The organism is Colwellia sp. KS18-150 (assembly GCF_057551365.1).
The window spans coordinates 318,420-330,210 of sequence record NZ_BAAJMC010000002.1 but is presented as its reverse complement, the minus strand read 5'-3'; the positions used below and the strand labels follow the sequence as shown (position 1 = coordinate 330,210).

Genomic DNA, 11,791 nt, shown 5'->3' with positions numbered 1-11,791 from the left:
ATTATGTGTGTAAAATAACGATTAGGTAAGTTTGAAAACTATTATTAATATTTAGGTAAGAATGAAATTCTCAACACACGGCAAAGTATCGGCGGAATATAACGTTGATAGCGGCATAGTACATATTTATATTACCACGCCAGTAAACGAAGAGTTTATGGTTGAATATGAATCAATCTTAGTGCCGATAAGATCTAGGATAGAAAAAAGAAATTGGACGAGTATATTGCATATTAAAGGGGAGGCATTAATTCCGGCCTCAATGCTCGCTCTGGTTAAGCAAAGTATATTAAAGGCAGTAGAACATGGTTTATATGCAACAGCTATCATATTTTATAGCCAAAGCGGAAAATCAGTTTTTGAAGATTTCTGGGATAAAATATATGGCGACTTGAATGTTAAACATGGCTTTTTTGATAATGAAGAACAAGCAGAAAAATGGCTGTTGGCATCACTAGCAAAACTTAATGAATAACTTTAAGTACTTAACTTGAGTTCAAGTGACTTAACCTGAACTCCGTTTAATAAATTTTTAACCTGTTGAAATAGAGTATAAATTATCTTGCTAGCTCTCTAGCTTAATAGTACTACTTTTTAGGGTATAGCTATTTATTCAATCCATCTAATCGACATTGAAACAAAATAACTGTCGATTCTTTAATGATTTAATACCGCCTCATAGACGAGTGAAATAACACTACCGTATTTACCTGTTTCAAATTGCTTACCGGTAAACTGATAATCTTTTTCATCGCCTTCAATTTCGCTGTGACGGGCATTAGTCAATAATATAATCGCTAAGTCATGTTCAGGATCGATAACCGTTACTGTACCTGTCCAGCCAGTATGTCCATAGGCAGAGCTACTTGCATAAGGGCCAAAGTGCCATTTCATATCGCCATTGTACGCACGTCTCCAACCTAAACCATAGGTACCATTACTACCGACAGGCTTAATAAATTGGTCAATAACCTTGCCAGAAAATAATTGTTTTTCGGCGTACCCACCACGGTTGAGTAATACTTGCGTTAATACCGCTAATTCTTTTGCTGTGGTAAATAAACCTGCATGGCCGGCAATGCCGTCAAATGAGTGATAGGCTTTTTCATCATGTACCTCTCCTTGTAATACATAAGTGCGCACATTTTCAAAGTCGACACGATTACCACGAGTAGTTCCGTGTATTTCTGTAGCAGCAAATTGGTTTTTTCTAAAGCCTTTTTGCAGTGGATTAAATACTGTCTTTGTTAGTCCTAACGGATGAAAAATATCATATTCAACATACTTGTCTAAATCCATGCCCGTAACTTTTTCTATTATCATTCCGAGCAGCATGTAGTCAGTATCACTATACATATGCTTAGTAGCTCGACCGACTTCAAAAGGGACTTTAGTGAGAATTAAATCCTTTGTTCTTTGGGCGTTTTGAGAGAAAAAAGCGCGGCCTAAATTATTATCCTTGGTAAAAAAACGTACTTGCGGTGAATAACCTGCGTTATGAGTTAAGATATCTTTGATGGTGCGAAGATCACGTCCTGCACCGCGGTACGTCGGTAAATAATGATTAATGGGCTTACTGACATCGAGTTTACCCTCATTAACAAGCTTCATCAGAGCAAAGTTGGTGGCAAACATTTTAGTGTTTGAGGCGATATCGAACATGGTTTCAGTCGTCATTTTTACGGGGCTTGGAAGTAATTCACCACCGTCGGCATATTTTCTAGCATATCCATAGGCGCTGTTTTTAATGATTTTTCCGTCTTTAACAACCACTAATACGGCGCCTGGAAAGCCTTGCTTAACATCGTCATTAATCAAGCTATCTACTTGGTTAAAACCTTGTTGATACTTAGCACTGTCATCTTGTAATTCTGGGTAGGGGATAGTGATGTTTAGTTGCGAATTTTCCGGCAAGATATTTTCTACCCTGAAAGTGTTTTTACCATTTTTTGTGCGTTTCGCTAAGCTATATTCATAGGTGTTGTATGCTTGTAAGGGATCGGCAATATTCAGTCTATCGCCGTTAATATAAATATCAGCAGAGGTGGCATCTTGGTTATCAATAATGATTCTTCCACGGCCTTGGTAGCTTTTAAAGGTTGCACGATCATTGACTAATTCTCGGGTGCTGCGCTCTGTTTGCGGGTAGCTTTGATCTATTTGTCCATGTTTAATATCAAACGAATCTTGCTTGGCGACAGCATTTTTTTCTTGCTGATAACGGGCAAGTAGCGCCTCAGTACGCTCCGGCATATACTTTTCGAGTAAGGCGAATAGCGTTGCAACAGTTTGTTCATCAATTCTGTCAGTAATTCCCCATGGGATAAAATGCGTTTGAAAAGCATGTATGTAGGTTTGAGTTTGTTGATCAAACTCACCGGTTTCAATAATACCGTAACCATAGTTTTTCAGGGCTTGTTGAATAAGGCCAGCATTGGGCATTTGTTGATCAAATAACTGCCAGTATTTAATAACAGTTTCTTGTTCATACCAAGCGCCAATACCTTCTTTATAGAGTTGATACCAAGGGAATCTAGGTCCGGGATCACCTTTTCTTTCTGGGGTAATATCACTATGACCCACAATACGTGTTGGAGTGATATCAGGGTTGTTTCTCAGTATTTCTTTAGATAACTCAACTAAAAGCTCAATTTGTTTCGGATCATAATCGGGATAAAAGCACATTTTTTTGGGGCTTATATCTTTTTCAGTTTCCAAAACAAATTGTTCATTAGGCAATGTTTTGCAAGTAGGTACATTAACAACTTCTATCCCGACAGATTGATCATTGATTGCCTTTCTACCTTGCCAATAACTTTTGCCAGCATGCCAAGCTCGTTTGTCTTCATCAACGAGTTTGAGTACTTTTAACTCATCCTCTAAATAAGATTTATCATGGCTTTCAGGGATCAAATAATGTGAACTAACGCGATTATTGTTTACTAACTCCTCAACAGCTCCTTGATAATCCACCGCGGTATAATGCATCACTAAAAATTTAATGCGTTGACCGTGATTTTTTGAAGGCATGGTTTCAATGGGAAGTGAAGATGAGGTACAGCTGACAAGCAAAAAGCAACTAAGAAGATTTAGTGATAGCGATAAGGTTTTTTTAAGACTCATTTTTTTCACTAGTTTAACGTTATTTTTCATTTGAAAATCTGATTAATTGAGTTAATTCAATGTGCCAATGTATTTTGAGCACAGACTAAGTTATATAATTTAATGCTACACCTTTATCGTGAAAAAGTTGTGCAATTAAAACGCAAATTTAGTGGAAAAATATGACAAGCTCTTTGTCGAATAAGGTACTTTTCCACTGAAAATTAAAACACTAGTTTGCTGTTATCCGCGTAAAACTTAAGTCGATATAGTCAAAGCTAGCATCTACTTTCGAGGAGCTTGGCTCCATAGTAAAACCGGTTACCTTGTTAGCAGAGTTAATAATAAAGTTAGCAAAAGCATCCGCTTCGAGTGTTCTGTCGTCCCAATGAACAAAAAATTGCTGATCACTTTTTGCAATGAGCTTTCCTTTCATTCTGATTGATTTTAATGATTGAAAGTATAATTGTTCATTGTTTAAACTAATTTCAACATGTCCAAACCAAGGGTCTTTATACACGCCAACGAAATTTGTTAGCGGTAATTTTGGGGTATGGGAAACCTTGGTTTTTTCTGGAGTATGTAACTGATTTTCTTTTAACTCTTGCTTAATTTTATTATGCCTTTTTTGGCGTTTTTCATAATTAATAGCAATCCAATCTCGCTGAGCAATAGGCATAAATGATTTTACAATACTGGTCATAATGGCTTCACGTGCATAGTAGGCATTTTGATTGACTAAGATAACAACCCCTAAATTTAGCTCTGGGATCATGGTGATCATTGAGATATTACCCGAGAGTGAGCCAGTATGTGAGACACGTTTAAAGCCATGTACATCCGCGAGTCGCCAACCTAATCCATACGCTTTGAAATTGGTATTATCAAGGGCTTTTGCTTCTTCTGAAACTGATAAAATAGTATGTGGTTGCCACATTATTTTATTTTGAGCTTCGCTAAATAGTTGGTGTCCCTTATTAGAAAGACCTTTGTTTAGTTGAGTTTCCACCCAAACTAATAAATCATCGACACTACATTTTATGCCACCCGCAGCAGCTAATACGGTTGGTTTATCGTAAGTTTGGCTGCGTTTAATAATTTGTAGTTTATCATCCACAATACCGTGCGGCTGAGCAATATTGGTCATAGCTTTTGCTGGAACAGGGCCTGCAAAACAATGGTTCATGCCTAGCGGCTTAAAGATTTTTTGCTCAACAAATTCTTCCCATGGTGTGCCCGTTACGCGAGGGATGATTTCACCGGCAACAATATAAAGTAAATTATCGTATGCATATTCACTTCTAAAACTAGAAGCGGGTCTTAAGAATTTTATATTGTTTATGATCTCATCTCGGCTAAAACCAGCAGGCTCTGGCCACAACATTAGATCACCGGCAAATCGAGCCAAGCCACTGCGATGTGTGAGTAAGTCGATGACAGTAAATTCTTTAGTCACCCAAGGATCGTATAGAGAAAAGTTTGGAATAATATCAACAACTTTGCTGTCCCAACTGAGCTTTTCTTGGTCTACTAAAATAGCTAAAGCAGCAGCAGTAAATGCTTTTGTTGTTGATGCTATTTTAAAAAGTGTTTTTGGATTAATCTTCTGTGTGTCATTAACATCCGTTAACCCGTAACCTTTGCTCAATAGCACCTTGTCGTTATGAATAACTCCTACTGCGACGCCAAGTACGTCAAACTTATCCATAGTACGGTGAACAATTTCATCAAGTTGTTGTTCACTTGGGTATTCTGTTGAGCAATAGGCTACCGATGACAGTAATAGTAGCGTGATTAGTGCAATTTGTTGTTTTATATTCATTGTTATTATCTTTTGCTTTAATTAGTTACATTTACAGAAAAGCTATCCCATAAACAATATACAGAAAGAAGGTTAATACTCCACCAAAAACAGCGTAAGGTAATTGTGTTTTTACATGTTCTAGTAAATCACATCCTGAGGCTAATGAGGATACCACTGTGGTATCGGATATTGGCGAACAATGATCGCCGAATACGCCACCACCTAAAATAGCGGCAATAATAAATGAAGGAGGTAAACCTAATGTTTGAATTAAAGGGACACCGATGGGGATCAAAATGGCAAAGGTTCCCCAAGAAGTTCCTGTGGAAAATGCAATAACGCCTCCGGCTAAAAATAGCATTGGAGCTATCATAAACAAGGGTAATGAATCGCCCACAACTTGCGCAATAAAAATACCTGTTCCTAATACTTTTAAACTAGCGCCTAAAGTAAGTGATAACAGTACTATTGTCACCAAAGGGAGTAATTCACTCATACCATCAAAACCGATTTTCACCAGTTGATTATGACTAAACCTGCCTGAGCTTAACATCATAAAGTAGGCAACTACACAGGCACAAGTTGTGGCATATAACACTGATTTAGAGCCACTACCGTCTGCTAATACGCCATTACCTGTCCATAGCATAAATGCGACCATGCCGCCCACCATAGTAAGTAGCGGCACAATCATAAATCTAGCTTTGGTAGGCGTAAATTCATGCTTGTGTTCTATATCCTTTGAGGCACTTACCTCAGATCTAGCTAATGGACCATGCAAATTGCCAGTAAAAGCGGTATACCAAACCATCATTAACGCAATAATAGGGTAGAAGTTTAAAAAGATGGTTCCCCACATTATTTCAGCAGCACTTTGTGAAAACTCATAGTTACTTAATAAGCCCAAAACAAAAGCGCCCCAACCATTAAGCAATACTAAAATACATATCGGCGCTGCACTACTATCAATAATGTAAGCCAACTTAGCGCGACTCATTTTGTATTTGTCAAAAAGGCCGCGAGATAAAATACCTGCCGTTAACACCGATAAGTTAGATTCGATAAAAATGGCCATGCCGGTGAAGTTGGTGAGAAAGGCAACTTGGCGTTTATTTTTACCCACCCCTTTACTAATGATGTATTCCACCATAGCAGTTACTCCGCCAGAGTGCCGCATATAGGCGAGTACAGCACCAATCATTAAACTAAATATGATAATACGGCTGTTGCCTTCAGAGGAAAATATACTGATAACTCTTTCTAGGGTACCAATAAATCCTTGAAATAATACGTCAAGGCCTGAATTTGCTAATAATACTTCGGCAGTAAATATTGCTAATAGTAAGGCTAAAATAACTTCCTTTTTCCACAATACAACGAATATAGCGACCAATGGAGGTAAAATAGTGATCCAATCCATACAGGAAACCCTTAAATAATAGTCAATAAAACTTGAATATATTGACAAATGCGAATAAATTATTCATCCACTATAGTTTATATGAAATAATAATGTAATGGTTAATTCGAATAATTTCACTTATATAAAAAGTGATTTGCATGCAGAGGAGGTTTCCTTAACGGAAATAGCAAATAATATTGGTACTCCTTTTTATTGTTATTCAAGCTCGGCAATAGCAGAAAATTTTATCGATTATGAAACGGCTTTTTTTAAACTCGATGCGTTAATCTGTTATGCCGTGAAAGCTAACTCCAATCAAGCGGTATTGAAAACACTCGCAAAAATGGGCGCAGGTGCAGATGTTGTTTCTGAGGGAGAAATAAGACGAGCTCTGCTCGCGGGCATCCCAGCACAAAAAGTTGTCTTTTCTGGGGTAGCCAAAACCGCTTCAGAAATTCAATTTGCCTTAGAGAAAAATATACTTCAATTTAATGTTGAATCTGAGCCTGAGCTTAAATTGATCAGTGAAGTTGCGACTCGTATTGGCAAAACTGCTGCCATTTCTATTCGAGTAAATCCAAATGTTTGCGCGAATACTCATGCCAAAATTACGACTGGTATGTCTGAAAATAAGTTTGGTATACCTATTAGTAAAGCCGTCGATATTTATAAAACTGCTAGTGACTTATCAGGAATAAAAGTACAAGGGGTTGATGTTCATATTGGCTCGCAATTGACTGAATTAGCCCCATTTAAAGAGGCCTATAAAAAAGTAGCCAAACTAGTCTCTGAGCTGAAAAGTCATGGTCATGATATTAGTGTCATCGATATTGGTGGCGGTTTAGGTATTGATTATGATCAAAATACAGATCTGCCGACTAAGGATGAATACGCGCAAGTTGCTTGTGATGAACTGTCACATTTGAACTGTAAAATAATTGTTGAGCCGGGTCGTTCAATTGTCGGTAATGCAGGGGTTTTAATTTCAAAAGTCGTTTATGTAAAAGAAGGAGAAGAACGGAAATTTTTAATTTTAGATGCTGGCATGAATGATTTAATCAGGCCAAGTATGTACGATGCCTATCATAATATATTACCCGTCTCTAAACATTCAAACCAAGAGTGTATGTACGATGTAGTGGGCCCGGTTTGTGAAACTGGTGATACTTTCTCTAAAAATAGAAGTCTACCAGAAATGCAAGCAGGTGATTTGGTGGCGATTATGAGCTGCGGCGCCTATGGAGCTGTCATGTCATCAAGTTATAATACCAGAATGCTAGCGCCTGAAGTCATGGTGAAAAACCTGCAATTTTCAGTGATCAGAAAAAGAGTTGATTATCATGACTTCATCAAGGCTGATATTATTCCAGATTGGTTAGATTAAAAAGCCTCTTGATAAGCAAATAAGCCTTGAGAGCCACCAGTGTGAATAAAAAGGATGTTTTGTTCTTTAGTAAAATGTTGCTTGCGACATAAATCTATCAGGCCAGACATTCCTTTTCCTGTATAAACAGGGTCAAGCAATACTCCTTCTAGCTGGGCTGTTAGCTTAACCGCTTCAAGCATTTCATCCGTTACTATGCCATAGCCATCACCATAATAATCTCCATTAGCACATACTTTTCCTTGTGCTAATACAGGATCTAAGCCAAGCATAGTTAAGGTGTTTTCTAGCAGGTTTTCTACTAGCTCAATTTGCTCTTTTGCATCTCTACTCACACAGATGCCAAGTACGGGTATATTTACTTTATTAGCAATAAGTCCCGTAAGTAAACCTGCTTGCGTACCAGCACTACCTGTAGCGACTACAATATGATCTACTTTAATATTTTGATCGGATATTTGCTTAATAATTTCAGTGGCGCATTGAGCATATCCTAGGCTACCTATTTCATTTGAGCCACCCATAGGTATGAAATAAGGCTTTTTACCTTGCTGTATTAACTCCTCTTTAAGCCCAGTAGCCACACTTATGGCGTCTTGGTTTTCTTTCACTTGGTGAAGAGATGCACCAAGTAGTTTATCGAGTAATACATTACCATTAGTATAATAATCTTGTTTAGGGGTACCAGAAACGTCTTCTAATATAAGGTGACAATCAAAACCAAATTTAGCGGCGGCCGCGGCCGTTTGACGAGCATGATTTGATTGAATTCCCCCCACGGTAATAAGAGTGTCGGCACCTTCTGCTTTTGCTGCTGCAATTAAGTATTCTAGTTTTCTTGCTTTATTACCACCACCAGCTAAACCAGTACAATCATCGCGCTTTATAAAGATATTACAATTAAGTTGTTTTGATAAATTTGTCATTGCTTCAATTGGCGTTGGAGCATGAATAATATTTTCGCGTGGATATAAGTTTAAAACAGACATTTGCATATAACCTTTTAAGGTGTGTTTATTTTATTGTCATTTATTCTCAAAGAGAATACTATATTTACTCCAAATTAATTTATATTTTGTAATAAATATTTCCTTTGATGTGAGAAGGAGCGGGAATAATAATGACTCAACGACGCGCGTTTATAAAACTATTAATCACCTCAGCTATTGCCAGTACCTTTACTGCTAATGTAACCGCCGCAGAAAAGGCCTCTTCTCAAGGCTCTAAAGCCATTATAAAAGCTAAACGACTAAAAGCTGGAGATACTATAGGCTTAATCGCACCCAGTAGTAATACTTGGGAAGATGAAGAAATACATTTTGCGATGGATGTACTTCGCTCATTTGGTTTTAAAGTTAAAGCAGGTAAATTTTTATTTCAACGCCATGGCTATCTTGCCGGTTTTGATGAAGATAGAGCATGGGATGTCAATGATATGTTTGCTAATCAAGAAATTGATGGCATCTTTTGTTTAAGAGGTGGCTATGGCTCACCACGAATTTTACCTTATTTAGACTATGGCAGTATCGTGAAAAACCCTAAGGCTTTAGTGGGGTATAGTGATGTTACTGCTCTATTGAATGCTATTCACCACAAAACGGGGTTAATAACTTTTCATGGACCTATCGCTAATCAAAACTTTACCGAGTACACAGTCAAAAATATTAAAAAGATACTAATCAATCCAACCCGTAATACAACGCTAGCTACACCTCCTGAATTTGAAGCGATTGAAGGGCAAGCCGAAAAGGAAAATAGACTAACACTAATTAATAGTGGCATAGCTCAAGGACGTTTAATTGGCGGTAATTTATCCTTAATGGTGAAATTAGTGGGTACACCTTATGAGCCAGACTATAAAGGTAAAATATTATTCTTAGAAGATGTAGAAGAAGCCCCTTATCGTGTTGATGGCATGCTAACTCACTTAAGGATAGCGGGTAGATTGGATAAATTAGCCGGCATTATTTTTGGTAAGTGTACAGACTGCTCAGCCAGTGGCGCGTCGTTAAGCTTAGAAACCGTCATTAAAGATAGATTAGGTGATTTAGGGATCCCAGTATTAAAAGGTGTGATGATTGGTCATATCGATGATATGGCGACCATCCCTGTCGGAGCACAAGTGACATTGGATGCCAATAATAAACGCATCACCCTTGAAGAAATGGCGGTAATTTAAATGATGATCAACACCTTAGCATTAGTACTATCCCAAGCGGTTGTTTTTCCACAGCAAGCTGATATATCTCTCGAAGTAACGGGAAGTAATAACCCAGAAAATAACTGGTATTTTTTTGCCCCTCATGAAAACGAGCATGTGGTAAATCAATACCTTGCTCATCAGGTACAAAATAAAGGTGGTGTGTTTGTTGTTCTACGACAGTCAGGTGATAGATACATTGAACTAAATATAGATAAAGACGTTGTTAGAGTAGACCCAAATCGTATTTTTACTGCTTTAGGAAGAGCATCTACCATCACTAAGCTCAACCCTGCTATTAGCACTGATTCTAAGGTATTTTTGCAAGCAAAACTTAAAGCAAAGCAATTGAGTGAGTTTATTCTTGTGGCTATTGGTGGTAGTGACAAATCTAATACCTGGGTTGCTATTCATAATAACAGTAATGGTTATGATCACGATGGTAAAAATGGTATTGGTAACGTGTCGATATCCTATTATCAACAAAAGTTATTAACAGGTGCTAAATACTTGATTGATGTCACTGCTAGTGCACATGATGAAGATGATCTTTTTTTTGTTACAGATAGCCATGATTTTGATATGATGAGAAAAAATGCATGGAATGCGGTATTACAAAACCCTGATGTGGCAACAGACCCTGATGAAGATGACGGTTCTTTATCTGTTTATGCTGAAATGCAGGGGATTAGGTATATTAATGTTGAAGCTGAACGGGTCACTGATGGCTTTGGTATTGACCATTTATCCGTGCAAAAAAGCATGGTCGATTTTACTTTTTCTTTGTTAGAAAAAAGCCAAGAAATCAAATAAATTAATAATAGCTAGTTAATTAGCGCCTTAAGTAATGAGTTTTTATGTCTACGTTTACAAAAATCAAAGCAATTAGAGATTCCCTTTCACACAGTGAAATCAAATTAGCTGATTTCATCTTAAACTCTGCTAATGCGATAAGAGATTTGTCTTCTCAAGAGCTTGCAAATGTTGCCGGGGTAAGCCAGTCAAGTGTGGTGAAGTTTACTCAAAAACTTGGTTATAAAGGCTACCCTAGATTTAAATTAGCGATTATCGATGCCATCAATAGTGAACAAACTACCGAGCCTTTGCATGGTAAAATCACTTTAAATGACTCTTTAGAGCAATTAGCTTCAAAATTACTCAGCAGTAAAGTTGCGGTGTTAAATGAAACTAAAGGCTTAAATGAGTCAGTAAATGTTGAGAAAGCGGTTGATTTGTTGAAATCTGCCAACCGTATTTTAATATGTGGTTTAGGTGGCTCAGCACTGGTAGGTTATGATTTTTCGTATAAGTTACAAAAGATTGGTTTAAGTGCCATAGCGAATTCAGACTCGCATGCGCAACTGGTTCTTGCTGCTACTTTTGGTAAAAGTGATTTGGTTTTCGCTATTAGTGAGTCAGGACATACCCATGAAATAGTGCAAATTTGTCAGCAAGCTAAACAATGTGGCGCTAACATAGTTTCACTGTCTAAATACGGTAAAACGCCGGTATCTGATTTAGCTGATGTAAAATTATATTCAGTTGCTGAAGGTGACTCATTACGCTTGTCTTCAATTTTAGCCCGTACGGCGCAAGAGTATATGATTGATATTTTATTTATTGCTCTGACACAATCCTCAAGACAAAGTCGTAAATACCTAGAAAAAACTAATAGCATAGTCACTGAGTTTAGAGAATCTAAGCGCTAAGTCGTTAATCCTATCGTGCTCATGTTTGTAAACTAAATTATACTATACCATTCCGCATAAAGAAGTGCTCATTTAGAATGGCATGGGCGACATTAGAACAAGCAATATGAGTAACTATATAGTCATTCTATATTTTACTCACATTGTGACGTTATTATGGTGCTCCAAGCATTCCCAAGGGCGAGTTTTA

9 protein-coding genes are annotated in these 11,791 nt (G+C 37.5%); 5 read left to right on the top strand and 4 right to left on the bottom strand.

The annotated features are described in order from the left end of the window. Positions 1-61 precede the first annotated feature (61 nt). Positions 62-475, top strand: a complete 414-nt coding sequence (locus AC27IF_RS04735; protein ID WP_487052584.1) for a hypothetical protein — start codon at positions 62-64, stop codon at positions 473-475. A 182-nt stretch (positions 476-657) separates the two neighbouring features. Here the strand turns inward: AC27IF_RS04735 and pbp4b are convergent, their stop codons facing one another. The 3 genes from pbp4b to AC27IF_RS04720 form a co-directional block, all read right to left on the bottom strand. Next, positions 658-3,153, bottom strand: a complete 2,496-nt coding sequence (pbp4b, locus tag AC27IF_RS04730) for a penicillin binding protein PBP4B (RefSeq protein WP_487052583.1) — start codon at positions 3,151-3,153, stop codon at positions 658-660. Between the two features lie 181 nt (positions 3,154-3,334). Next, on the bottom strand, positions 3,335-4,924 hold the full coding sequence (locus AC27IF_RS04725) for a serine hydrolase (protein WP_487052582.1): 1,590 nt from the start codon (positions 4,922-4,924) through the stop codon (positions 3,335-3,337). A 31-nt stretch (positions 4,925-4,955) separates the two neighbouring features. Then, entirely contained in the window at positions 4,956-6,326 is a 1,371-nt protein-coding gene (locus AC27IF_RS04720) for a Na+/H+ antiporter NhaC family protein (protein WP_487052581.1), read from the bottom strand. A gap of 97 nt (positions 6,327-6,423) precedes the next feature. Between AC27IF_RS04720 and lysA the strand changes: the two genes are divergently transcribed. After that, positions 6,424-7,692 (top strand): diaminopimelate decarboxylase, encoded by a 1,269-nt coding sequence (gene lysA, locus AC27IF_RS04715; RefSeq protein ID WP_487052580.1) that lies wholly within the window; start codon positions 6,424-6,426, stop codon positions 7,690-7,692. On the opposite strand, the gene cuyA is transcribed toward lysA, so the two are convergent. Further along, the gene (gene cuyA, locus AC27IF_RS04710) at positions 7,689-8,681 is read right to left on the bottom strand and encodes a D-cysteate sulfo-lyase (RefSeq protein WP_487052579.1); all 993 of its coding nucleotides are present in this window, start codon (positions 8,679-8,681) and stop codon (positions 7,689-7,691) included. The two genes, lysA and cuyA, sit on opposite strands and share 4 nt — an antisense overlap. 131 nt (positions 8,682-8,812) lie before the next feature. On the opposite strand from cuyA, the gene AC27IF_RS04705 reads away from it, so the two are divergent. The 3 genes from AC27IF_RS04705 to AC27IF_RS04695 are packed head-to-tail and all read left to right on the top strand — an operon-like array spanning position 8,813 to position 11,601. Next, positions 8,813-9,871, top strand: coding sequence for a S66 peptidase family protein (locus AC27IF_RS04705; RefSeq protein WP_487052578.1), 1,059 nt, complete (start codon positions 8,813-8,815; stop codon positions 9,869-9,871). Continuing rightward, positions 9,872-10,705, top strand: coding sequence for a hypothetical protein (locus AC27IF_RS04700; protein WP_487052577.1), 834 nt, complete (start codon positions 9,872-9,874; stop codon positions 10,703-10,705). It begins immediately after the preceding gene. A 44-nt stretch (positions 10,706-10,749) separates the two neighbouring features. Then, positions 10,750-11,601 carry a MurR/RpiR family transcriptional regulator gene (locus tag AC27IF_RS04695; RefSeq protein WP_487052576.1) on the top strand — a complete coding sequence of 284 codons (852 nt, stop codon included), beginning with the start codon at positions 10,750-10,752 and terminating at the stop codon, positions 11,599-11,601. Positions 11,602-11,791 lie beyond the last annotated feature (190 nt).

Bases quoted from the DNA above. Each gene is read 5' to 3' on its own strand.
- AC27IF_RS04735 (WP_487052584.1), top strand. From the start codon at position 62: ATGAAATTCTCAACACACGGCAAAGTATCGGCGGAATATAACGTTGAT.
- AC27IF_RS04695 (WP_487052576.1), top strand. From the start codon at position 10,750: ATGTCTACGTTTACAAAAATCAAAGCAATTAGAGATTCCCTTTCACAC.
- cuyA (WP_487052579.1), bottom strand. From the start codon at position 8,681: ATGTCTGTTTTAAACTTATATCCACGCGAAAATATTATTCATGCTCCA.
- AC27IF_RS04720 (WP_487052581.1), bottom strand. From the start codon at position 6,326: ATGGATTGGATCACTATTTTACCTCCATTGGTCGCTATATTCGTTGTA.
- AC27IF_RS04705 (WP_487052578.1), top strand. From the start codon at position 8,813: ATGACTCAACGACGCGCGTTTATAAAACTATTAATCACCTCAGCTATT.
- AC27IF_RS04700 (WP_487052577.1), top strand. From the start codon at position 9,872: ATGATGATCAACACCTTAGCATTAGTACTATCCCAAGCGGTTGTTTTT.
- pbp4b (WP_487052583.1), bottom strand. From the start codon at position 3,153: ATGAAAAATAACGTTAAACTAGTGAAAAAAATGAGTCTTAAAAAAACC.
- AC27IF_RS04725 (WP_487052582.1), bottom strand. From the start codon at position 4,924: ATGAATATAAAACAACAAATTGCACTAATCACGCTACTATTACTGTCA.
- lysA (WP_487052580.1), top strand. From the start codon at position 6,424: ATGGTTAATTCGAATAATTTCACTTATATAAAAAGTGATTTGCATGCA.